The organism is Alphaproteobacteria bacterium, from assembly GCA_016722515.1.
GTDB lineage: Bacteria > Pseudomonadota > Alphaproteobacteria > Rickettsiales > JADKJE01 > JADKJE01.
On record JADKJE010000009.1, the window covers coordinates 16,762 to 41,934 of the forward strand.

Consider the following 25,173-nt stretch of genomic DNA (forward strand, 5'->3'; position numbering starts at 1 on the left):
CCTCGCATCAGAACACTGCTTGCTCTCCTTTTATTTATTTGTCTTTTTGGTGGTGGAATTCTGCTTATCAAAAAGCAGCTAGGTGGCATGCCACATCGTCAGGCTATCCATCTGACTCAAAACGACACTCCTAAAAGTTTTGCCGGAGATTTTCTTGCCAGTAAACATGCGTTTAAGGAAAAATTACTGACACTTTCTGCTGCACACATGTTAGAAAGTTATCGATATGCACCTGAATTAGATGGCCTTCTGATGGAGGCTTTCCAACTTAAATGGCTATCTGGGCAGTTAGACGATGCAAACCAATTAGGCACAACCCTCATTGAAAAAAATTCCGACAACCTTGCGCCACGACTGCTGGTTGCCATTATGAATGTTAAGAATCAGCATTATCAAGATGCGCTCGGATATATTGAACCGATGTTAAAAACCAATGAAAAAATTACCAACATCCATCAGTTGGCCGCCTATCTCACTGCCGTGTGGGCCCATGTTGGCCTTCATGAAGATGAGAAAGCGAAGACTATCTTAAAACAACTTGCCAGTTCAGGAGTCTTTACGCTTCCTGCCGATTATTACATCGGGTTGATTGACGATGTCGAAGGGCACTTACCTGAAGCAGTACAGCATTATCAATCATTACTCCAAGCTGATATCGTCTCCTACCGCATCACCCGCATCGCAGCCAATGCTTTTGAGCGCCATGCGAATAAAGATCTTGCCATTCAGATGTACCAGCTTTTTGCTAAAAAAGGAGCGTCTGAAAATTTTTCGGTTGAGAGGGAAATACAGCGCCTGCAAAAAGGCTCTTTAAAAGCTCCTTCTCCTGTACTTACAACACCAAGCCAGGGGCTTTCATCTTCACTGCTGGAAATTGTGTCCGCACTTTACAGCAAGGGCATGCTGCATGAATCTATGGCGTACTCCTATCTTGCTAAAACACTGGATCCCACCCACGACGAACCCAAATTGATGATTGGCCTGATTCATCAGGATCAGGATTTATGCCAGGAAGCCCTTGAGCAATTCAGAGACATTCCCGAAGCCAGCGGTTATTATTATCCTTCAGCCATTAACCAAGCTCGGTGCCTCATCAAGTTAAACCAGGATTTTGATGCGACGAAATTGCTGCTCTCACTCACGGTTAAGTATCCACAATTTTCAACCCCTCATCTGGTTTTAGGTGATTTTTATTTTGAGAAAAAAGATTACAACAAAGCAATTGAAAATTATCAATCGGCCCTTAAGACTATGGGCAGTGACACACCTATTGAACAATCATGGCCTGTCAGCTATGCACTGGCTTTTTCCTATCAAAAATCCAACGAGTGGGATAAGGCCTTTACTATCCTTACCGACCTCAAAAAACAATTGCCAGACGAACCTGAAATACTTAATTTTTTAGGTTATAGCCAGGTCTTGCGTAACCAAAATCTGGATGAAGCATTAGCCATGATTAGCAAAGCGCTCCAGGCAAAACCCAATGATGCCCATATTATCGATAGTATGGGTTGGGCCCTTTATACGCTTAAGCGGTATGATGATGCACTTCCTTACCTAGAACGCGCGATAGAAATCACCCCTGATGACCCTGTGTTACTTGATCATCTCGCCAGCATTTATGATGCGCTAGGACGCAAGCATGAAGCACTGTACAAATGGCGCCAGGCTTTAGAGTTAAAACCTGAGAAAGAAGATGAAGACACCATCAAAAAACACCTAAACCAGCCAGATATCAAAGCGTTAGAAGACCACAGCTAGTCATTTCTGTTCCATGCCCCCCATCTGTAAACCCTGGTTCATTTATCCTAAACACGATGCGATGAATGATGTGATTATCATTGGCGGTGGAATCGCTGGCTTAAGTACGGCCTATCACCTTGCACACTATGGCTGTCGGAGCACGGTACTTGAACAACATTCTGATGTTGCACAGGAAGCTTCCGGCAATATGGCTGGCATCGTCATGCCACTTATACTGCCAGAAAGTGACCCGCTTTCGGCTTATTATCGTCAAAGCTATGAATATGCCATTTCTCACTATCATACAGTGTCTGAGAATTTTTCTTTCTCAATAGGCGACCCCCATTGTGGTGCCCTTCAATTATCAACCAGTTTTTCGAGACGAAAATCTACCCTTCCCTCCTGGGTTTCTAACTCACTGGCTTACCATGTTAATCCATTTGAAGCTTCAGAAATTGCGGGGATAACCATCGATCATGCGGGGCTCTTTTTTCCTGGGAGCATGTATCTTCAACCACAAAATCTCTGTAAGCTGTACCTCTGTCTTTCTGCTCCCTATCTAACCCTGCTTACGCACAGCAAAGCATTAAGCATAAAGCGGATGGATGGTCTTTGGCATGTGTACGACCGTTCGGGCTCTTGCCTGGCTAAAGCTCCGGCCTTAGTCATTGCTAATGGCACAGAAGCGAGACAATTTCCGCTTACCTCATGGTTGCCATTTCGTATTATTCGTGGACAACTCGCCTATCTTGAAGAAACCCCTTCCAGCCGTGCTTTACGCGTACCACTTATTTTCGATGACTATCTGATTCCCGCCATCCATGGCGTTCATGTGGCAGGTGCTAGCTTTAATGCAGACCATCAATACGATTTAAATCTAGATATAGAAGAGCATCATTTTATGATTGAATCAATTTTTGGCGCAACGCAACTTCGTTTTGATAGAGACAGAAGTGCTCCTGCCAAGGGACGCGTTAATTTCCGTACCACCCTTCCAGATCGGAGGCCGTGCGCAGGCCCCATTCCTGACTTTGCCTTTTATCAACACGCTTATCACGACCTGCGCCACGGTAAAAATTTTTCGTTGTACCAGCCAGCCCAAACAGAACCGGGACTTTATATCAATGTCGGCCTTGGGTCACGCGGCTTAACACATGCACCCTTATTGGGATCACTCATTGCCGCCGAAATAACCAATTCACCTTTACCTGTTTCTACCGACATACTGTCTCTTCTGCATCCAGCCCGTTTTATTATCCGAGACCTCCAAAAATCGCTCTCTATTAAGAATAGAAAACAAACACCGTCTTAATACAGCCTGTCATTCCCCTAAAATCAAGCATCGGCAAAAACGTAAAAGCTGTTGCTTTCACAGCCACATTCGGGAATGATATATATACTTAAAAACTGCAGGAGGTTCCCGTGTCGTTCAGAATGTTATTGGTGCTTGTTGGATGTGGTTTATCGTTATTGTCGTTTCCTGCCTATGCCATCAAAGTGGTGGATATGCACCCGCAACCCTTTAAAGACGTTGTTCAGGAAGGCAGCCACCAACCGGTTCCAGAAATCACCATTTACGATGCACTAGGCAAACCTCATAATCTCAAGGAACTGCGCGGCAAAATTGTACTGCTTCACTTCTGGGCCACCTGGTGCCCTCCTTGTATACACGAATTGCCAAGCCTGGATGCGCTTGAACATAAAATGAGAGAAATGGCTGCCATTGGTGATATTGATCAACAAGGGATAACCGTCGTGCCTATTTCACTCGATTTTAAAGGGGTTGAGCCTGTAAAGAATTTTTATAATTCCCGCAGAATCAGCTCACTCCCCATTTTGTTTGATAAAAGCAATGCAGCCTTCGCTGCATTGGGCGTTAAAAACCTACCGACTACGATTATCATCGGCCCAAGAGGCAAAGAAATTGGCCGTGTCGAAGGTGCATATGAATGGAACAGCAAAGAAGTAACGGATTATTTATTTCCATTTAGCGAGCATAAACCTAAAAACTAAACAATGAACCCTTCACCTCACAACCGTGGCGAAGACACGGCATTTGGCAATTGCACATTCTGTTTTTGGGCGAATCTCTTGAAATAATCATGCTTCATCGTAACATGCCCAGTTGAATGTACACAAAATTTCATCTCCTTAACCATCGCAAAGAAGGCTTGATTATGCTCTACTGGAGCTTTCCCGATACGAAAGATCACGCCGGATTCCAACATATTTTTTATTAATATGTCCTCGCTTTCACGATATAATAATTTATTCCTTTCAGAACCTTCGTTAAAGACTGTTTTTAATTGCGTAGCTAACGCCTCTTTAACAGCGCTGAAGGTTTCTTTACACAATTTGGTCTGGACAGCAAGCGATAAGAAGTGATCCATATTACCCTGCATAATGGCCGCAAAATTTTCTGCACACTCAAACAAGGAATGTATTTCTTCCAGTACCGTTTGGCGCAAATACGGTTTTACCAGCAATGAAGGGGCATGATTACGTAAATCATACGCTATGTGAAATTGTTTATATCTTCCTTGCTTCAGCGATAAGCGCTGCTCATTGAGTGTATTTAATCTCCCCATACAACCATCTGGCCTGGCAATTCCAGGTATTACCCTCGTGCAGTTTCCACTGGCTGCATCATAAGTTATCCCTTCATTACAGGGCATGGTGAGGTTAAGATGCAAGCGCATAGGATTCCTGTTCATCTGCTTTAAAATGGTGATGACCTCTCTTGTATTTATATCCATCTCCAACCCATATGTTGAGTGATTTGGCAAAGGAGCGCTGTATATCCCAACATCCCATCCCGAATCTTGGGGTAAATACTCTAGCAGTGTTTGAATAGCAGGAAAGGAAAATTCTTTTGTTTTATTAAATACGAGCGAAAGATTGTCATATATTGGATTTGTACAGCGAATGGTCACAAAACAAGATCTGCCAATATCTCGCGTTCCAATCCGTTGCGAACCGTTTAATAAGGAAGCTTCACCTTCAAATATCTCATAAGCTCCTTGGTCCAGTATAGCCCAACTAGGATGCTTGGATTGATATTTATAATACGCTACTTTATAGGAATCATTAAGATCTGGGTCCTCATCATTCCTATAGGTTTCTGAAATTTGTTTATAAATACGTTTAAGTTCCAGATAATTTTTGTTTTCAGACGCACAAAAAGCTGCTTTATGAAACAACGCTCGGGGGTCATTTTCCAACTTATCGAATATGGATCCATCCCTTGAATCACTCGATTGAGAATAATATATTTCTCCCAAAAAACGATAGCTTAACATAAGCAGATGATTGATGAGCATCTGTTCTGGGGGTGTTAATTGATTCGTTCTCTTTGCTGTGTTTAATGTATCGATCACTATCGTAAGTAGCGTGCCCGACTCATCATCCCCCATCATGTGTTCGAACAAAGCCCGACAATAACCATACGCTAATGAGGCATACTCCTTTTCTAGGAGCGTCATTGATCCATTGACCATCATATCCTTCATAGCATTCAATAGATTACTGGCGGTAGGATCATTAAGAATTTCTTTTGTCTTTTCAAATAACAGGTTTAATTCAATCGTATCTTTAGCGTAACCAAGGGCTGATATTTCGCTGCCCTTATCATCCATTTCCTGCAAAAATGCATTCAATTGAGTACGATAATCGATTGGAAGAATCCAAAACGGCTCAGATTGACTATTTTGCTGCTCATCTATTTCTGTCATTTCAGCATCATTAGAAACATCATTATTTGCCATAGCATGAAAATAAGTAGGCCCAGGATATTTAGGCCTTAATGTTTCATTTATCTTTAATTGATTATTTTCAAGATAGACACCACCATTCATCAAGAAATCAAAAAATAACTGATTTATTTTTTCTGCATCACGTCCAATACACACATTGAAATGAAGTATATTATTTAGCAATTCCTGACAATGATTCATGTAATCCGTTTTGTCAGGTATATATGCTGTTACACATTCACCTATTTTTTTAAAAAGCACTTTCTGTGTCTGCCGACATAATTTGGCAACACCACATTCCTCCTTGTATTTTCTTGCATATCTTAAATCATTATTTTGATGAACCTTTTCGCGGTATTGATGATTAAAATCTTCATTTGATTTATATTTGTCCAAATCAGCTGCATAGGTCAGCAATGTGCAAATGGATAGGTAACGTTGATTAGCGGGAGCTTCCTTTTCGGTATCAATTCCTATTAAATTATAGGCAACATGAAAATGGGTCAATGACGGCTGATCATCCAGCATTGTGACGGGGTTAAGCACAGAACTCATTGCACAGTCTAAATCACTACGTGGTCTGGCTGCCCACCCCTGTGTCACCTCTCCAGTCTGAGCATCATAAATGAAAGCATGTGGTGACGATTTATCCCAGATAGACGCCCGATCAATGATAACATTAGGATATTCACGCAATACCCCCAATACTTCACATAAATTTCTATAAGAAACCTCTGGATACACACTTGATGAGCCATAAATTCCCACTTGCCACGGTGTGTCTTTGGGTAGCTGATGCAAAAGGCTCTTAATCGCATTCGGCTCCATGGTATCATCTTTATGAAAAATCAATGAACGATTCTGATAACGCACATCCATACATCGGACAGTCACCACCGTACATTGTCCTACGCTGCAGGTTCCAACACGTTGATTTCCATCTAAGAAAGCCGCTTCTGCTTGGCCGATCATATAGGCACGTGTATCTGGTAAGCCAGCACTGTATTTTAAATGCTCTTCTAGATATTGAGCTGCCTTCATCATTGTTTTATGGCTCGTATCTGCCATTGACAGATAGAGATTGGCTAATTCTAAAGCACTATCTCTAGCCTGACGATAATTAGGAATATCCCGGGCATGTTCAAAACAATTTTCCAGCGCAGCAAGAGCTCTACGGACATTGCCCTTTTTCCGATACAGCTGCCCAAGGTTAAAAAACAGGTTACCCACTAATAATTGGGTTGTTTTTTGGAGCGCATCAGAATGATCCGTTTGACCCATAATCACAAACATAGACTGTATCTGAGCTTCCATGAATTCAATAGCATTCTCTTTTTCAAGAAAAAACACCAGCTGTGTTTGAAAATAGATTTCAATTACCTTGCATGTAACGATTCTAATGTCCCCATAGTTATAACTATTTATTCCACCATGTTCCTTACTACTCTTAACCGCTACGGTCGTAGAAAATTGATCTAAGAGCAGCCTCATTTCATTCATTTTTTCTGTTTTAAGTTTAGGCGATGCTGCACGGCTAGAAATGATTGCTTCAAGCCTTTCCAATTCATTTATATATCGTTCATACCCCATAAAAAGATCCTCTTTAGGGATAGCCAAGCGGGTGAAAGGATGATCCGTATTACGCTGTGTAAAATGGGGAGGTATAAGCCAGTTGACTAGTTTAAATATAGCTTCGGAGGAAACATCCGTTCCTATTAACAAATTATCTATCTTCATAATATGGTCGAAAATTATAAATAAATTAATAGTATGTTAATATCGTTGCAATATTATGACGCCCATATAAAAAACGTAAATCTGCTGAGTACATTCGTCTAGAACCACAGCCGTGGTCGGAAAATCATTATCAAGTATGCATTCTCTATATACCCTTGCGCTTGAAGCGCAAGGGGCATAAGAGCTGAATATACGCTATTTCTAATTCGCTTCTAAACATACGGGTATTGAGGGCTACGACCTAAACTCAACTGGAGTTTCAAGGCCCACGATTTCCTGGGTCATTTTAATCAGTCGCAGCAGGCTTTTAGCCGCTGTACCATCCCATTTATCATTCACCCGTTCCGGACAAAAATGGCGCTTAAAGGTGGTGACGATCAAGGCAGTGTCTAAATCATACTTCCCACTGCACTCTATGCTATAACCATAATAAGCGAGGGCTTTTTGAATTAATTCTACATTTTCACCTTCATCACCGCGCGTTAATAAGACCATATCTTTGGTATAATCAGGAGCAACCCATAAACCTACGCCATTTTCCGCCAACCATTCCCACGGGAAAAGCTCTCCAGGATCTTGCTTACGCGTTGGAGCGATATCAGAATGCCCAACAATATTGCGGGCCGATATAGCATATTTTCGAATCAATTCTTTACATAGCCGAAGCACTGACTGCATTTGTGCAGCAGGAAAAGGGCGATATCCCCATTCATGCCCTGGATTTACGATCTCAATACCGATTGACCGGTTATTACATTGATCTTTACCGCGCCACGCACTCTGACCAGCATGCCAAGCACGTTTATCATCCTGCACCAGTTGATAGATCGTTCCATCTTCTGCAATAAGGTAATGGGAACTGACTTCAGATTCTTTATCACAAAGCCGTTCTAACGCATCTTCCCCCGTACGCATACCGGTATAATGGAGAACAACCATATCAATATCTCCACCATCGGGGCGACTGCTAAAATTGGGGGAAGGTCTGTATTTGATATCCAGTTTTGAGTCCATCCTATTCTTCCTTTCCACTTACCAAAAGCCTTGGCCTACGCATCATAATGATCGTAACTCCCGCAACCGTCAAGACCCCACCCGCCACAATTTGCCATGTCAATACTTCTCCTAACACAATCACCGCAGCCAAGGTCCCAAAAAAGGGTACTAACAACGAATAAGGTACGACCTGATTAACCGAATATTTCTTTAACAGCTTATACCATAAACCATTGCCAATAACAGTATTGATTACACCTGAATAAAAAACGGCGGTGTAGTGGATCGGTTTAGCCGATAGCAGGATATCCCAATGGTGTTCTTCAACAAGAAATGTTAAAGGCGTTGCCTGGATAAGACCAAAAAGCGTTACCCACGCTAAGAAATAGAGGACTTTTAAATTATGGGTAAACTTGAGCTGGATATTATATAGCGCCCAGGCAAATGAGCTAGCAACCATCAATATAAAAGGGATATAATTACCATGCAGGCTTGGTGTACCCGCAATGAAAGCAGTTCCGATCAACGATAATAATATCCCAGAAAATGTTTTAAAGCCAATTGTGTCTTTAAAAATAAACAATCCCAGTATCACGACAAACGGGACACGCAACTGGTCAATCATAATGGCAGCAGAAACATCAAGCCCCATATGCAACGCCAAAAACAGCGCACTAATATGCAGCGTTGCCCAGGTAAACGAAATCCCCATCAGCAACACCCATGAAATTCTTAATTTCTTAAAACTTCTCAGAAAGGGCACAAGAACAACGGATGTAGATAACATCCTAAGAAAAACCAGGAAAAATACAGGAAAATGCTCAAGCGCGATCTTGGAAGCCACGAAATTAAGGCTCCACAATATAATAACCAATAGTGCAATAAGCACGTCCTTCGGTTGCATTCTATTCCTGTTTCAATCAAACATTTATCTTCACGCTAAGTCTTATACCACAATGCTCGTTAGATGATATGAATATCGCTACTTAGTAACGAACTAATACCAATGAGACTGATACTATTACCAGCCCCTAAATCAACAAAAGCATTCCCACCACTATAAGAGGTATGCGCTAACACATCGTTAACTGAAGAATAAACAGATGCAACCATATAAATGGCGTCTTGACCGGATTGAAAATCAGCAATCGTATCGGCACCGGATTGAGCATCAAAATAAAAACGATCCGCTCCAGTACCACCCGTTAACAAGTCATTGCCTGCATCTCCGTAAATTGTATCGTTTCCGGTACCGCCAATGATCGTGTCATTATCCTTTCCACCACGGAGAAAATCATCACCGTCTTCACCATAAATAGAGTCTGTTGCGGCGTTTCCATTAATTGTATCATTGCCAGTTCCACCATAGATAATATCGTTTCCATCATCACCTGTTATGCTATCATTATCATTATTGCCAAAAATATTGTCAGCTCCTTCATTGCCATTCAGGGTGTCATTGCCTTTACCACCTTCTAACTGGTCATTCCCCGTTCCACCCTGAAGCAAATCATTGCCCGCATTCCCTTGCAGGCTATCATTCCCATCATAACCGTAAATGCTGTCATCCCCGCTTCCAGACGTAACCACATTATTTAGACTATTACCATTAATCGTATCACTACCCATACCGGTATTAGCATTTTCAATATTGGCGCCAAAAGCATTCCAAATGAAAAATTGATTAATGGTGCTGTAGTTAGATTCCCCTTCCCTTAAATCAATTGACACATTTCCGCTATACCAGCTGGAATCAATGGTGTCATTCCCTCCACCATCCCATATGGTCATGGAACCGCCACTGAGATTGGCGCCTTCAGAACCATAGCTATCGCTGCCACTATGATAACTGGTATTGACTCCATAAAGATGCTGAATAGCGGCAATATCATAAATCATCGGTGTCACAGGTAAATGCGAATAATTAGCCTGGTTTCCCTGGGTATACGACATAATGGTATTATTATAATTATCCATGTTCGTAGGCAAGGTAAACGTACCGGAAAATGGATGCGATAAACCAAGGGCATGGCCAAGCTCGTGCAGAGACGTAAAATTTAAATAACTGCCCGATTGGCCGGTATCAATAATCACATCCGCACTATTATAGGTCTGACCACTGGTAAACGGAAGAGTAAGGCCTGCCCACCCCGGTAAATCGGCCTGACTGAAATGGATATCGGCATTAGCTCCCCCATTAGAATTATCAAGTTGAAAGGTCACATTGGCATAATGTGACCAAATGGATAAGGTCTGCGCCGCCAATGCCTGCAACGAACCAGACATAGTCGTTGCTCCATAGGTTGTAGCCGCATAATAACTTGGACCCGCAAAACTATACGTTATAACCGTACTTTGATTAACAGTACTGGTCCATGAATAGCCTAACATAAGGGATTTAACATAATTAGGTTGGTCAATCGTAAATATCGACTCAATTCCTAACGAGTGACTTGGCTGGTGAGCCTCCGTATTACCGATTGCTGTCTTGGTATTTGCCTGCCCTTGATAAAGCTGCTGATGAAGCGCCTGACAAGCAGGGCAGCCGCAACTAGAAATATATATAGTACCACCCACCATAATTACCCCTAATATTATATGAAGCTATACATATAAATCTAAGGTAGATGGATAAAAAATTATTAAATAAACATCGCTATATTTTGAAAACAAACACAAAAAAATACACTTTTATTATACACAAGCCATTAAATTTATTTATATAAACTAATTTATTTATCAAAAATATTAATTACTTATAATATTTTTAATATATATTACATATATCATTGTTATAGCCTCATTTTAGTAGCACTTAAGGCTAATATCGTCTATAATCGCAGGGATATTTGAAGCAGCCCATCATTAATTTTCTTATAGACACAATACAGCCTATGCATGGTCAGAACCCAAAACGCCCTCCCCTTTTAGGTGATGGCCTCACATTAGATATCCAGGAGATATTTCCTACGCTTCAGGGTGAAGGTCCCTTTGCCGGACATCCGGCTGTTTTTATCCGCTTAGGCGGCTGCAACCTTTCCTGCGATTTTTGTGATACCGAATTTGAATCATTCCATCCCCAGCCACTGGATGACATCTTAGCTTCGGTACAACAACTATCCTGTAACGACGCAAAGGAACGCATAAGGACTCTGGTGGTTATTACCGGAGGAGAACCCTTTAGGCAGCCGATTGAAGCATTATGCCAAGCCCTTATTGATGGTGGCTTTGAAGTTCAGGTGGAAACCAACGGCACCCTCTTTCGCGCCATTCACCGCCACGTTCATATTATCTGCTCTCCAAAGAATACAGGAAGCGGCTATCAGCCTATCCGTCCTGACTTGCTACGCAGACTTTCTGGCGTTAAATTTATTATTTCTGCCCATCATCCGCTCTATCAAGATGTCGCCGATATCGGCCAATATGAATGGGCGATTCCCACCTACGTACAGCCGATGGATGAAGGTAACCCCCAAAAAAACAAAGCAAATCTTGACCACGCCAAACATCTGGCGCTTACTCAAGGCTACCGCCTATCGCTGCAAATTCATAAAATTATTGGGATCGCCTAATGTCACATACAGCGGTTACTGTTACTCCCTCTACCCGTACTAAAGCTATCGTCCTTGTAAGCGGCGGGCTGGATTCAGCTACCACGTTGGCCATTGCCAACCATCAAGGCTATGACCTCTATGCCCTCAGTTTTCAATATGGGCAACGCCATGCGGTAGAACTTGAATTTGCCGGTAAAGTGATTAAAGCGCAGGCCGGTGTCATTGAGCACCGCATTGCCACCATTGACTTAGGTTTATTTGGTGGTTCCGCATTAACCGATCTGGATATTCATGTTCCCAAAAATCAGGAAATTGGAACCATTGGCCATATTCCTATAACGTATGTCCCTGCCCGTAATACCGTATTTCTTTCCTACGCATTGGCATATGCCGAAGTCATTGGTGCCCATGATATTTTTATCGGCGTCAATGCCGTTGATTATAGCGGTTATCCCGATTGTCGTCCCGCCTTTATCGAAGCATTTCAAACCCTTGCTAATCTGGCAACCAAAGCTGGTGTCGAGCAATCTAATTTCCATATTCATGCTCCACTCATTCAGAAGACAAAATCCGAAATCATCCAGCTTGGATTACAGCTGGGGGTCAATTATGCCAACACATTAAGCTGCTATGATCCACTTCCTGATGGCATCGCATGCGGCACCTGCGATAGCTGCACATTACGCTTACAGGGATTTAATGACGCAGGCATATCCGATCCAGCACTTTACCATCACCATCACCATCATCATCATTTAACATGAGGCCATTATGACGACGCATCCAGTGTTTAATTCATTCCCCATTATTCACGTTAACGATGAGATTATTCTGCGCGAAATCAATGAAGCAGATGCCGCTGGTTTTTATTTTTATATCACAGATCCCGAAGTAAACCGCTTTATCTCCGATGAAGATATTCCAACATCCATCGATGGAGCTGTCCATGAGCTACGTTACTGGTCTAGTTTGTTTACCCATCAGCGCAGTATCTACTGGGCTATCGTTGACAAGCAAACCAATACCATTATCGGCACTTGCGGTTTCAATAACTGGAGCCAGCTGCACAAGCGCGGTGAAATTAGCTACGATCTAGCCCGCAATTACTGGAATAAAGGTATTATGACCAAAGTCCTGAAGGAAATGATCAAATTCAGTATTGCCCAAATGGGGATCGAACGTGTCCAAGCTACGGTTACCCTGCAAAACAAAGCATCAACGCGTGTTCTTGAAAAATTAGGATTTAAGCGTGAAGGCCTACTTAAACATTATGCCTATCTCCACGGCAAGGGGAAAGATTTCTACATGTATGCCTACGTCAAAGAATCCTAGAAGGAATATGATCATGGAAACTACGCTTTATTCCCATTTATCTCAGCTCGGTCAACAATCAACACTGCCGCAATCACCAGAAGAAGCCATTCTTGAAAAAGTACCGAATCCTCACCCGGACACCCCCTACGTCGTCCGTTTTACCTGCCCGGAATTCACTTCGATGTGCCCTATTACCGGCCAACCTGATTTTGCCCATATTGTCATTGATTATATTCCTAACCAATGGCTTGTTGAAAGCAAGTCACTCAAATTATTAATGGGTTCCTTCCGTAATCATGGCGCCTTCCATGAGGCCTGCACAGTGATGATTGCCAAACGACTTATTAACGAACTTTCTCCCTCATGGCTCCGCATTGGTGGTTATTGGTATCCACGCGGAGGTATCCCTATTGATATTTTCTATCAAACCGATACCCCGCCAGCCAGCGTTTGGATCCCCGATCAAGGTGTTGCTGCATATGGCGGCCGAGGCAGATAACCACCTAACATATTGAATGAAGATAAAGATCAGTAGCCATTTTCACGATTTGACCATCCCGTTGATATAGAGCTGTTTGATATTTTCATATTTTATTTGGTTTTACGATATTCTATGCAACATCCTTTTGATTATCTGTTTTGACAACAAACATCATAAGGTGTTGCACTTCACTTTAGAACAGGCCCGGGCGTTATACTTCATTTAGCCCCCCCTACTGGCACCACAACAATCCTATTCGCAGAATAGCTATTGCCCCTCGACAAATAAGACGATATCGACTATACTGCGTGCTCTTTAGAAGATTCAATTTTTCCCCTCAGGAAGCTATGAACCGAGAGTTTATTTTCAGCCAAGTCTCCAATGATATCAAAGTAACCGTGATTCCACGTTATCTGGAGAGTGAGTCCAGCCCGCCTGATGATTATTTTGCGTGGGCTTATACAGTCAAAATCGAAAATAACCGCGAACAACCCATTCAACTCCTTAATCGCCATTGGCGTGTATATGATGCAAATGGTTCCATCCAGGAAGTATTTGGTACGGGTGTTATAGGCCAGCAACCTGTGATTGAGCCTAATGCCGCTTTCGAATATACCAGTTGCACTCAGCTAACCACCGGTTTTGGTATCATGGTTGGGGATTATGAGATGATCGACAGCAACGATAATCAAACCATCGATGTGCAAATACCTCCTTTTTCACTCGATTCGCCTTTTAACAATTTGGCTCACTAAACGTATTATACATTACCGGGATGCAATTTTATGGCAGATATACTTGATGAAATTCAGGATGACCTTCGATTTGAACGATTCTTAAAAATCTGGAGACATGGTTCGCGTTTTTATCTGTTGTTAGCACTTCTAGCGATTGTCGTTACATCGGTTTATTCCGGGTATAATTATTACCTCGATAACAAGCACCAGCAAGAAGGTGACCGACTTTATAAAGCACTTCAACAAGCAAACGATCCAGCAAACAATCCCCCCAACATTGCAAAGATATTCCATACCCTTGCCGCACAACCAACGAATACCAAAGTGCTTGCGCAGTTTAAAGAGGCTGAGCTACTTGCCTCTCATGGGAAAGGAAAGGAAGCTATTGCGGTTTATAAGTCTGTGTCCGATCATTCGTCCAATTCAGTTGCTTTGCGCGATTTAGCCGATTTATCAGCCGTTTATGTAGGATTAGACCAGCATCTGCTTTCGGAAGACGATGCACAAAAAACACTTACAAAGCTTGCCCGTCAGGATGGGCCATTTCGCTTCTCTGCAAACGAGGCTTTGCTTAATATTGCAATTCTCCATCACGACGAGAAACACCAGCGCGCCCTTATCAGCACCTTGCTGAATGATCCATTCACGCCCTCAACGATCCGTCAACGGATGGAAGAACTTGCCAATGCGCTATTTCCAGGACAAATTGCTTCTTTAAATGCAGCGCCTCAACCGCAGAAAAAAATATCTGGATCAACTAAACCCCGTTCTTTACATGAATAAACGCACTATTCTTGCTTCTCTTATCATCATCCTTTTGGTTCCTGCATGTTCTGCATTACCCGACTGGTTTGGCGGTAATGATAAGAAAAAATTGCCAGGTGAGCGCCACTCTGTTCTTAGCGAAGAACGTGCGATCCAACAGGATGCTGGTGCCAATGATCTGGAGATTACACTACCTGCGCCGACATCCCTTGCTGAGTGGCCGATCATTTCGCTTGATGGAGAAAAACAAGGTGATGTAGAAGGGTTTGACCGTTATAAACTGAGAACCAAAACGTCAATAGGCCATTCTCCTTCTCGGGGATATCCTTTACAAACAACACCGATTATTGCCGATGGAAAGATTTTTTCGCTGAGTAGCGGCGGCTTTGTCAGCGCCCATGCCCTTGACCATCCGGAAAAGGAGTTATGGTCTAAGTATTTTTTACCGAATAAAGAACATGGCATTTATAGCGGCGGCGGCGTTACTTTCAATAAAGGCCAGTTATTTTTAACCACTGGAACCGGTGAAATTTTTGCACTTGATGCCCTTGATGGAAAAATACTCTGGCAGAAATCGGTATTGTCGCCTTTCCGCGCAGCTCCAACGGTTAATGATAAATATGTTTTTGTTGTATCCTCCGATAATAAATCGTTTGCCCTTCAACGCAGCACAGGCAGTATTGTGTGGTCGCACAGTGGCTTAGAAGAATTACTCGGTGTTTCTGGTTCTGCTTCGATTGTGCTAGATGAAGATCGTGAACTGGCTTTTGTTCCTTATTCTTCGGGTGAAATATTTGCTTTACGTTTATCCAATGGAGTTGAAGTCTGGTCAGATACCGTTACAGGTACCAGTTCGCAATTAACCAAGGTGCAGCAAGTTGTTGATATTCCAGTATCGCCGATTGTCAAAGATAATTTCTTGTTCACCATCAGCCATGGTGGATTAATAACAGCGCATGATACGTCTTCTGGAGCACGCATCTGGGAAAAAGAATTATCCAGCAATCAAATGGCTTGGGTTGCTAATGATTTTATCTATGTTATCGATATGAATAATAACCTGATGGCCATTCATACCGGCACAGGTTTTATCAAATGGGTTAAACCCCTCCCTAAATACGCAAACCCTAAAAAACAAAAAGACCTTATTTACTGGTCCAATCCATTACTAATTAACCATCAGCTGGTGCTTATCAGCTCACAAGGGAAAATAATGTACCTGACACCTAAAGATGGCACCATCGTTGATGTCGATAATGTTCCTTCTGGTATACAAGGATCAGCTATTGTTGTTAACAAACAAATATACTACATTACTAACTCTGCTCAATTAATCGTTCTTGGCAGCAAATAACCGTTCAATTCATTCCATTTATTATTTATGACGCGCTTTAAAGTAGCTATTATAGGCCGCCCCAATGTGGGCAAATCAACCCTGTTTAACCGGCTGACGGGTAAGCAATCAGCCATTGTTGCCGACACTCCAGGAGTAACGCGAGACCGACGCGAAGGGCTTGCCGTTTATGGCCCTTACGAATTTACGGTTATTGATACCGCGGGCCTTGAAGAAGCACCACCACAAACACTTGAAGGCCGCATGCTCAATCAAACCGAACGTGCAATTGATCAGGCCGACCTTGCACTGTTAGTTGTTGATGGAAAAGCCGGTGTTACAGCCGAAGATCGATATTTTGCCTCCTGGCTGCGCCGTAAAGACACCCCAACCATCCTACTTGTGAATAAATGCGAGAGCGAAAAAGTAGCGCGGGAAGCCACTGAAGCTTATTCATTAGGCTTTGAAAAAGTGGTCTTCCTTTCTGCCGCACATGGTGCTGGCGTCATGGATCTTTGGGAAGAATTATTGCCTTATATTCATCAAGAAGAGCCGGAAGAAGAGGACGAATTTGAGGACCACGATGTAAACCAAACAGAGCTATCCGATGCTGACCCATTGGATGAAGAAGCGGATCTATCGAAGAACATCGTTCCTGATACCAACCCATTTATTCAAGTTGCCATCGTTGGCCGTCCAAACGCAGGAAAATCAACGCTTGTTAATCAATTACTTGGTGAAGAACGGATGTTGACTGGCCCCGAAGCTGGTATTACCCGCGATGCTATTTCAACCGAATGGGAATTTGAAGGGGCGCGTATCAAACTTTTTGATACAGCCGGTATGCGTAAAAAAGCCAAAATCACCAATGATCTTGAGTTTTTTGCGGTTGGTGATTCTTTAGAAGCGATTCGTTTTGCTCATGTTGTCATTTTGCTCATCGATGCCATGACTCCCATGGAGCATCAGGATTTAACTATTGCCGACAGAATTATCCAGGAAGGACGTGCTTTGGTCATTGCTGCCAATAAATGGGACTTAGTAGACCACCCCGCTTTGTGGTTGCCTGCCATTAAGGATAAAATTGAATTATCCTTATCTTCTGTCCGAGGTGTGCCTATCATCCCGATCAGTGCCCTTGAAGGGAATAATACCAATAAACTGATGAAATCGGTACTGCGTACTTATAAATTATGGAACAGTGTTATTACCACCAATCAACTTAATCAATGGCTGATAAAGGCACAAGAACAAAATCCACCACCTCTTGGTAACAACAAACGCCCCATCCGCCTGAAGTTCATGACCCAAACCAAAACAAGGCCACCCACCTTTATTATTAACGGGAATAAGCCAGAAGAGCTCCCTAAAAGCTATAGCCGTTATTTAATCCAGAATTTGCGGGATTATTTTAACCTACCTGGTGTGCCGCTTAGGGTATTCTTTCGTAAATCAAAGAATCCTTACGATAAGAAGAAATAAATTATTTCCCCGGTTAAACGCTTCATATAAGGAATTACGCAAATTGTGAGATTCCTTGTTGCCAATCCATCAAGACTCTGCTTATAGTAGGCAATAACTATTTTTGGTTCTACATCCTATTTGTGCTGGCTTAATCCAAATATTAGTAAAAAATTTAATGTATTAATATTACAAGTTAACCATATTTAAATAAATTTAGATTATAAATAGTTATAAAGACACCAATTGGTTCTTGTTTATTATGGAATGGAAATGCTATGATTAAATTCAGGAAAAAAGCGTTCGACGAAGTTAAGAAAATTGTTCAAGCCGTTTTTCAAAAAGCGCGCGTCAATACGGGCCCACATGACAGTCAAATTACATTAGTTTTCAATGACTTGTTATACGCCAAAGATGCGATGGAAATGCTCTATACCGATTTCCTTGTCACCGATAAAGACGGCAATAAAAAAGAATATCAAGAACATGATGGCCAATACACCATCACACTTGATGAAGATGATTTATTGCTTCTCATTGGCGATCCCATGGTCGCTGAAGAAATTCAATTTGAGCTTAGGGACAAAAACCGTCCCCGTACCATTGTGCCTGCACGCACAGGTACGGATATTAATTTAGTGTTCGATGAAAAAATGATCGCCGAAAATGCCGATAAAGAACTCTATCAAAAAGGCATTCACGCCCGCATGGATCTGCAAAGCCCTAAAATTATCCGCCTCGATGAGTTAACCGACTTCTATATTATTCGACTTAATGAAAAAGAAGTCACCAAACTCACACACAATCCAGACACATTTAAAGAATTTATGCGTATGGATTTATGGAAAGCGGGTAACTAGTGATTCAGTCACTTATTGCGCAAGTTCGGCTGCTCGTTGACAGGCTGCTTTCAAGGCATGGCTCACAAGCCTGGATAGACCATCTTCTGCCATCAGCACATTCAACGCGGCTTCCGTTGTTCCTTTAGGGCTTGTCACTTGAACGCGAAGTGTTGAAACATCCTGATTGGTTTCAACAGGGAGTGCCGCGCTTCCAGCAACGGTATGAAGCGCCAGATTGGTTGCTAATTCCTGTGGCAATCCTAATTCTAGCCCAGCCTTAATCAAACACTCCGTAAAATGGAACACATAAGCAGGGCCACTTCCCGATAGCGCGGTGACTGCATTCAATAATGTCTCCTGTTCTACCCAATAAACATGGCCAATAGCCTGGAGCAGATGCTGAACAATGTCCTTTTGTTCAGGTAAAACCTGTTCATTGGCACAAGCAACGGTTACGCCTTTACCAATAAGGGCAGGAAGATTTGGCATTGTTCGAATAATGGGAAGCGTAAAAGGAACACATCCCTCGATAAAGGAAATTGTTTTACCTGCTGCAATTGAGATCAGCACGGTATCAGGTGTCAGCCATTCCTGAAGAGACCGAATGACATCGCCTAAATCTTGCGGTTTGACTGCCAGAATCACATAATCGGGCTTCCCCCGTTCGTGATAATCGTTAAGATCACTGGCCACACATGTTTTTCCCTTATGCTTCCACCTTTCTACCTGCGGGGCATGATGATCAACGATTAACCACTGGTTATGTTCAAAGATACTCTCTGGCAAACCGCCTAAAATTGCAGAACCCATGTGCCCTGAACCAATCAGCCACAATGTTTTATGATGAAAAGATGTTACGCTAGTCACTCGCCTTTTCCTTCCCGAATTTTTTCTTCTAACATATAAATACGTGTGAGCAACCTTTCGTTTTCTTCGCGTGCCTTTGCTGCCATTTCGCGTACCACTTCAAATTCTTCACGGGTGACCAATCCTTGTTGGGATAAGAGTGATTGGAACTGGTGTTTGACCATCCGTTCGGTATCGTGTTTTATGCCGGCTAATATTTCCAGCGAGCTTCCCATCACTTGCGATACATCATCAATTAATTTTCTTGGTTCTTGCATGCTCAACCCTTTATTTTTTATACAAACACCGCTAACATCATCTTATACTCTTCAACGTAAGAGGGCAAGTGTGCCCATAAGCAGGTTTTTATGATACCCTATCCAGCCATCGATCCCATCATGCTTCAAGTAGGTCCTTTTGCTATTCGCTGGTATGCGATGGCTTATATTATAGGATTATTTGGTGGTTGGTATTATTTTTCTAAACTCGATAAAAAAGAACCGCTGTTAAACAAAGATGCGTTTGAAAATATCCTGGTCTATACATTGTTAGGTATCATTATCGGTGGACGGATCGGCTATATCTTATTTTATAATCTGCCTTTTTATCTACATAGTCCTTTAGAAATTTTGAAAGTATGGCGTGGTGGCATGTCCTTTCATGGGGGGGCTATCGGTGTGATTTTCTCACTCTATTTATTTAGCCGGCGATATAAAGTTCCCTATCTTAAATTAATGGATAAAGTTGTCTGCGTCGTACCCATTGGTTTATGTTTGGGAAGATTGGCTAATTTTGTCAATGCTGAACTCTATGGCCGGATTACCAATGCACCCTGGGCAATGATATTTCCGGGAAGCGATTTGCAACCGCGCCATCCTTCACAGCTCTACGAATCATTCCTGGAAGGTATCGTTCTACTCTTCTTGCTAGGATTATTGTTTTATAAAACCAGGGCAAGAGAATATCCCGGGACTATCAGCGGTGTGTTTCTGCTTGGTTACGCGGCATGCCGTATCGCCGTTGAGCCATTCCGTCAGCCCGATCCACAATTAGGCACTATTATTGGTTCTATTACGATGGGACAAATACTATCCTTGCCAATGATAGTGGTTGGCTTATATCTTATAATAAAGGGAATATATGATCGAAAAAAGCTATCGGTTTGAGGAAACCTTATTTTCGTTAGTGCATACACTTGGTGCAATGAATATTGCACAATATATGGCACTCGTTGCTGAAGAATATTATAACAAAAAGGATCCCATTGGTCGTCGCGGCAGCTTTATCACCGCACCGGAAATCAGTCAGATGTTTGGTGAAATGATTGGCGTATGGTGTGCCCATACCTGGTCACAAATGAAAGATAATCATGATCTCCTTTTGGTAGAATTTGGACCAGGCAAAGGCACGATGATGTCGGACATTCTCCGCGCCACCAAACATATTCCAGGATTTCATGATTCTATCTCCATTCACATGGTGGAAAAAAGCGCATCGCTTACCAAAGCACAACAGGCCAACCTAAAAGATTTTCATCCGCGTATTCAATGGCATGCGTCGCTGCAGAGCCTTCCTGCCAAACCGGCTATTTTTATTTCCAATGAATTCTTTGATGCCTTACCTATTCATCAATTTATTAAAAGTGACAAAGGCTGGCGCGAACATTTGGTTGCGGTGCATCCTAACCATGAACGGTCGTTGGCATTTGCCCTCTCCCCTTCTTCTACGCCTTCCTGCACCTTTATTCCAAGCGACCATCAACAGGCTCCCGAAGGGTCTGTTTATGAATTCTGTCCAGCAGCTGTGAGTATCATCCAACACATTTCTAAACACTTGCTTGAACATGGAGGCGCAGCCCTAACGATTGATTACGGCTATACAACGCCGACCTATAAAGGAACACTTCAAGCTGTAAACCATCACGAAAAACAACACGTCCTACTTTTCCCAGGCGATGCTGATATCACCGCGCATGTCGATTTTTCGCAATTAACCCAAACGGCAAAGTCATTAGGTATGAGAACCTATCCAACCATTGACCAAGGAACTTTCTTACATAATCTTGGTATTCAATACCGGCTAGAAATTCTTCAAAAACAAACCAATGACAAACAAAAGGAAAGTCTGCAATCAGAATATCAACGTCTGACCTCTCCTAGCGAAATGGGCGAATTATTTAAGGTCTTTGCTTTTAGCGATGTGTCACAAAAACCATTAGCAGGGTTTTAACATGCCACGTATTCCTTTTATCAGCCATCCAGACTTTGCTCATGACGATTCAATCGTCCATGGTTTCTTTTCGCGACTGGGTGGCGTTAGTAAGGGAATCTATGCTGAACTTAATTGTGGACTGATGTCCGGTGATGATCCCTCCGCTATTATCACCAATCGCGCTAGGGTGATGCAGGCTCTGGGAGTATTTCCTGAAGAACTTTCGATGACCGAACCAGAAATCGAATCCCATCTTCACTCAGTTTCACAAATCCACTCCAGTAAAGTGAGTATTGTTGACAATGAATGGCCACAGGAAAAACCTCCCGAAGCTGATGCATTGGTTACCGATGTGCCAGGTGAAGCCCTTGGCATCCTCACCGCCGATTGCGCCCCCGTTTTATTTGCCGACTTGCAGTGCCAGATTATCGGCGCAGCTCATGCAGGCTGGCGTGGAGCCCTTAGTGGCGTCCTTGAAAACACCGTTGATGCCATGATACGCTGCGGCGCCAAACGCGAACATATACGCGCTATCATCGGCCCTTGTATCCATCAAGCATCCTACGAAATGGGCCCAGAAGTCCTCGATCAATTCCTGGATATTTCCAGTGATTACCATGTGTTTTTTAAGCACTCCTCTAAGAAAAATCATTTTATGTTCGACCTCCCGGCCTTCGTCCGCTACCGCCTCGATGACTGCGGTACAACATCGATCTTCAATATTAATATTGATACCTATGCCAATGAAGAGTACTTCAGCTACCGCCGCAACACACACCGCCAGGAAAAAGGATATGGGCGGCTAATTTCGGCAATTGCTTTAAAACGGGGTTAGTTTCTACGATAGTATTAACCAATACGCAAATTTAGATGCGTTTTCCCCGGCATAAAACCAAAAAACTATTGTCTTTTATGAAGAAATATAGCAACATTTATAGCAAAAAATTAGGATGAATAATGAAAGAGGGCCTGTTCTAAAATGAAGTGCAACACCTTATGATGTTTGTTGACTGACAAACACTTCAAAAAGATGTTGCGTATGAAAAGATATACCCATTCAAGTTATGATGAAAGAGTAAGAATATCTCAGCTGAAGCAATCTGCCGTCCAGTGTTTACCGTTTATCGGGAGCTAAACCTCATCAACCATCTCAGGAAGTTTAAATTTTACATTCTCCACAATACCATCCATGCTTGATACGGTGATATCAGCTAATGTTGAAAGTCGATGGATCACTTGTTCTACTAAAATTTCAGGCGCTGAAGCACCAGCCGTGATACCTATTTTGCTGATACCATCTAACCAGGAAGCATCGATTTCATCAGCTCCAGCAATCAAGTAAGAGGGAACCCCCATTTCTTCGCCTAAATCGCGTAAACGATTGGAATTAGAACTATTAACAGCACCTATAACCAATAATAAATCCACTTGTTTGGCAAGCATCCGTACGGCATTTTGGCGATTTTGCGTGGCATAGCAAATATCACGCAAATCAGGGCCGACAATATGAGGAAAACGTTTTTCTAAAGCCTCAATAATGGCACGTGTATCATCCACGCTTAAAGTGGTCTGGGTAACATAGGCTAGTTTTCCAACATTGCTGACGTCTAATGTCTCCACCTCTTCTTTGGAAGAAACAATAATAACCTCACTTTTAACCTGGCCGCTAGTCCCCTCTACTTCGGGGTGGCCTTTATGACCAATAAGAATAATTTGCGCACCCTCTTGTTCGTGGCGCTGCGCCTCTTTATGGACTTTAGTTACCAGGGGGCACGTCGCATCAATCACAGGCAGATTGCGTTCTTTAGCGTGTTCAACGATACTTTCGGCTACACCATGGGCGCTAAATACAGTAATCGCACCTTCGGGGATTTCATCAAGTTCATCAACAAACACAGCACCTTTGCGTTTTAAATCTTCTACCACATACGCATTATGCACAATCTCATGGCGTACATAAACAGGCGGGCCATATTTTTCAATAGCGAGCTCCACGATATGGATCGCCCGTTCAACACCTGCACAAAAACCTCGCGGTTGAGCTAATATGACCTGCTTCATCTACGTTACACTAATTCGAATACAGTTTTACCTCTTACCACGGTGCGCACAGCACGACCTTTTACCACAAACGCATCAAAAGGTGCATTTTTGGATTTGCTAGAAAATTGCAGCGTATCAACCGACCATTCACGTCCTAAATCGATCAAGGTCAGATCGGCTGGTTTACCTTTAGCAATCCTGCCAGCATTAAGCTTTAAAATATCCGCTGCCTGATACGTCATTTTTCCAAGTACATCTAACAGGCTTAAGTGACCATCATGGTATAACTGTAATGCGAGAGGAAGCATGGTTTCTAAACCGACAATACCGTATGCTGCCGATGCAAAGGGTAACCGTTTATGGGCTGGTCCATGTGGGGCATGATCCGTAGCAATGGCATCAATTGTGCCATCTTTTAGCCCTTCAATCACAGCTTCACAATCTTCCTGCGAACGCAAGGGCGGGTTCATTTTGGCAAAGGTCCTAAAACTGCCTACCATCTGGTCGGTCAGTGCAAAATGGTGAGGTGCCGCTTCACATGTTACATTCAATCCTCTTGCTTTGGCTTGCCTCACTGCTTCGATTGCCTGACGGGTTGAGATATGCAGCACATGATAATGCCCACCGGTAATTTCCAATAAATGCAAATCTCGGCTAACAATAATGGCTTCTGCAGCATTAGGAACCCCTTCTAAACCTAACTTGGTAGAGGTGGGACCCTCATTCATGCAACTGCCATGGGAAAGTGTTAAATCTTCCGCATGCTGGGCAATAGGCATATTGAACATTTTGGCATATTCCATGGCACGACGCATAACCCGGCTATTCATGACCGGCAACCCGTCATCGCTAAATCCAACAGCGCCTGCCTCTTTCAATAATCCCATTTCCGATAATTCTTCACCGCGCATACCTTTGGTAATCGTGGCATAGGTTTCGATATTCACAAAACTGGTTTCACGTGCACGCTTCTTAAGGAATTCAACCACATGCACCGAATCAATTGGCGGTTTGGTATTTGCCATACACACGGCCGTCGTTACACCACCGGCTGCTGCGGCTTTACTGCCAGACGCTAAATCTTCTTTTCCTTCTTCACCAGGTTCACGAAAATGCACCTGGATATCCAATAATCCTGGCGACAACACATGCCCGCCGCAATCAACGACGTCGATTCCTTCAGGAACACCATCGGCAAAAAGATTAGCACCTACATCTATAATAAGTTCTCGTTCAGTAAGCACTGCACCTTTGGTATCTAAACCCGATTCAGGATCAACTACCCGGGCATTAATATAGGCTATTTTACCTGGTTTCTGTTGCTGGTAAGGAGCAGTAAATTGAGGTGCGCCAGTCAT

At 42.8% G+C, this 25,173-nt stretch carries 23 protein-coding genes; 15 read left to right on the forward strand and 8 right to left on the reverse strand.

All coding sequences use genetic code 11. The features are described from left to right. Positions 1-87: 87 nt before the first annotated feature. From IPP74_13765 to IPP74_13775, 3 genes are all read left to right on the forward strand, one after another. Positions 88-1,761 (forward strand): tetratricopeptide repeat protein, encoded by a 1,674-nt coding sequence (locus IPP74_13765; GenBank protein MBL0320337.1) that lies wholly within the window; start codon positions 88-90, stop codon positions 1,759-1,761. Positions 1,762-1,822: 61 nt separating this feature from the next. Further along, positions 1,823-3,055 carry an FAD-dependent 5-carboxymethylaminomethyl-2-thiouridine(34) oxidoreductase MnmC gene (mnmC, locus tag IPP74_13770; protein MBL0320338.1) on the forward strand — a complete coding sequence of 411 codons (1,233 nt, stop codon included), beginning with the start codon at positions 1,823-1,825 and terminating at the stop codon, positions 3,053-3,055. A gap of 110 nt (positions 3,056-3,165) precedes the next feature. After that, positions 3,166-3,756 carry a TlpA family protein disulfide reductase gene (locus tag IPP74_13775; protein ID MBL0320339.1) on the forward strand — a complete coding sequence of 197 codons (591 nt, stop codon included), beginning with the start codon at positions 3,166-3,168 and terminating at the stop codon, positions 3,754-3,756. Positions 3,757-3,773: 17 nt separating this feature from the next. On the opposite strand, the gene IPP74_13780 is transcribed toward IPP74_13775, so the two are convergent. The 4 genes from IPP74_13780 to IPP74_13795 all read right to left on the reverse strand — a co-directional run bounded on the left by IPP74_13780 (position 3,774) and on the right by IPP74_13795 (position 10,808). Next, a complete protein-coding gene (locus IPP74_13780) occupies positions 3,774-7,232 on the reverse strand; it encodes a tetratricopeptide repeat protein (protein ID MBL0320340.1) in 3,459 nt (1,152 codons plus the stop codon). 234 nt (positions 7,233-7,466) lie between these two features. After that, entirely contained in the window at positions 7,467-8,246 is a 780-nt protein-coding gene (locus tag IPP74_13785) for an N-acetylmuramoyl-L-alanine amidase (protein ID MBL0320341.1), read from the reverse strand. A gap of 1 nt (position 8,247) precedes the next feature. Then, entirely contained in the window at positions 8,248-9,132 is an 885-nt protein-coding gene (locus tag IPP74_13790) for an EamA family transporter (GenBank protein ID MBL0320342.1), read from the reverse strand. Positions 9,133-9,191: 59 nt separating this feature from the next. Next, positions 9,192-10,808 (reverse strand): M10 family metallopeptidase C-terminal domain-containing protein, encoded by a 1,617-nt coding sequence (locus IPP74_13795; protein MBL0320343.1) that lies wholly within the window; start codon positions 10,806-10,808, stop codon positions 9,192-9,194. Between the two features lie 314 nt (positions 10,809-11,122). Here IPP74_13795 and IPP74_13800 point away from each other — a divergent pair, with 314 nt between their 5' ends. The 9 genes from IPP74_13800 (at position 11,123) to IPP74_13840 (ending at position 18,733) form a co-directional block, all read left to right on the forward strand. Continuing rightward, entirely contained in the window at positions 11,123-11,800 is a 678-nt protein-coding gene (locus tag IPP74_13800; protein MBL0320344.1) for a 7-carboxy-7-deazaguanine synthase QueE, read from the forward strand. Further along, a complete protein-coding gene (gene queC, locus IPP74_13805) occupies positions 11,800-12,546 on the forward strand; it encodes a 7-cyano-7-deazaguanine synthase QueC (GenBank protein ID MBL0320345.1) in 747 nt (248 codons plus the stop codon). The genes IPP74_13800 and queC overlap by 1 nt, the downstream gene beginning before the upstream one ends. A gap of 7 nt (positions 12,547-12,553) precedes the next feature. Continuing rightward, positions 12,554-13,114: a GNAT family N-acetyltransferase gene (locus IPP74_13810; protein ID MBL0320346.1), complete on the forward strand. Its 561-nt coding sequence runs from the start codon at positions 12,554-12,556 to the stop codon at positions 13,112-13,114. A gap of 10 nt (positions 13,115-13,124) precedes the next feature. After that, on the forward strand, positions 13,125-13,595 hold the full coding sequence (gene queF, locus IPP74_13815; protein ID MBL0320347.1) for an NADPH-dependent 7-cyano-7-deazaguanine reductase QueF: 471 nt from the start codon (positions 13,125-13,127) through the stop codon (positions 13,593-13,595). A 344-nt stretch (positions 13,596-13,939) separates the two neighbouring features. Next, a complete protein-coding gene (gene apaG, locus IPP74_13820; GenBank protein ID MBL0320348.1) occupies positions 13,940-14,332 on the forward strand; it encodes a Co2+/Mg2+ efflux protein ApaG in 393 nt (130 codons plus the stop codon). A 30-nt stretch (positions 14,333-14,362) separates the two neighbouring features. Continuing rightward, positions 14,363-15,097, forward strand: a complete 735-nt coding sequence (locus tag IPP74_13825; GenBank protein ID MBL0320349.1) for a tetratricopeptide repeat protein — start codon at positions 14,363-14,365, stop codon at positions 15,095-15,097. Further along, entirely contained in the window at positions 15,090-16,433 is a 1,344-nt protein-coding gene (locus IPP74_13830) for a PQQ-binding-like beta-propeller repeat protein (GenBank protein ID MBL0320350.1), read from the forward strand. Before IPP74_13825 ends, IPP74_13830 begins: the two co-directional genes overlap by 8 nt. A 27-nt stretch (positions 16,434-16,460) precedes the next feature. Further along, entirely contained in the window at positions 16,461-17,894 is a 1,434-nt protein-coding gene (gene der / locus IPP74_13835; protein ID MBL0320351.1) for a ribosome biogenesis GTPase Der, read from the forward strand. A 257-nt stretch (positions 17,895-18,151) separates the two neighbouring features. Further along, complete coding sequence (locus tag IPP74_13840) at positions 18,152-18,733, forward strand: hypothetical protein (GenBank protein MBL0320352.1); 582 nt, start codon at positions 18,152-18,154, stop codon at positions 18,731-18,733. Positions 18,734-18,745: 12 nt separating this feature from the next. Here IPP74_13840 and IPP74_13845 read toward each other — a convergent pair whose 3' ends face one another. Next, complete coding sequence (locus IPP74_13845) at positions 18,746-19,582, reverse strand: pyrroline-5-carboxylate reductase (protein ID MBL0320353.1); 837 nt, start codon at positions 19,580-19,582, stop codon at positions 18,746-18,748. Further along, entirely contained in the window at positions 19,579-19,839 is a 261-nt protein-coding gene (locus IPP74_13850) for an accessory factor UbiK family protein (protein ID MBL0320354.1), read from the reverse strand. Before IPP74_13850 ends, IPP74_13845 begins: the two co-directional genes overlap by 4 nt. A gap of 93 nt (positions 19,840-19,932) precedes the next feature. On the opposite strand from IPP74_13850, the gene IPP74_13855 reads away from it, so the two are divergent. From IPP74_13855 to pgeF, 3 genes are read left to right on the forward strand one after another with little or no spacing between them, the layout of a single operon-like run. Then, positions 19,933-20,727 carry a prolipoprotein diacylglyceryl transferase gene (locus IPP74_13855; protein MBL0320355.1) on the forward strand — a complete coding sequence of 265 codons (795 nt, stop codon included), beginning with the start codon at positions 19,933-19,935 and terminating at the stop codon, positions 20,725-20,727. After that, positions 20,702-21,790, forward strand: coding sequence for an SAM-dependent methyltransferase (locus IPP74_13860; protein ID MBL0320356.1), 1,089 nt, complete (start codon positions 20,702-20,704; stop codon positions 21,788-21,790). The genes IPP74_13855 and IPP74_13860 overlap by 26 nt, the downstream gene beginning before the upstream one ends. A 1-nt stretch (position 21,791) precedes the next feature. Continuing rightward, on the forward strand, positions 21,792-22,607 hold the full coding sequence (gene pgeF / locus IPP74_13865) for a peptidoglycan editing factor PgeF (protein ID MBL0320357.1): 816 nt from the start codon (positions 21,792-21,794) through the stop codon (positions 22,605-22,607). 296 nt (positions 22,608-22,903) lie between these two features. On the opposite strand, the gene ispH is transcribed toward pgeF, so the two are convergent. Together ispH and IPP74_13875 are read right to left on the reverse strand one after the other, a co-directional pair. After that, positions 22,904-23,833: a 4-hydroxy-3-methylbut-2-enyl diphosphate reductase gene (gene ispH / locus IPP74_13870; protein MBL0320358.1), complete on the reverse strand. Its 930-nt coding sequence runs from the start codon at positions 23,831-23,833 to the stop codon at positions 22,904-22,906. Between the two features lie 5 nt (positions 23,834-23,838). Then, positions 23,839-25,173 (reverse strand): dihydroorotase, encoded by a 1,335-nt coding sequence (locus IPP74_13875; GenBank protein MBL0320359.1) that lies wholly within the window; start codon positions 25,171-25,173, stop codon positions 23,839-23,841.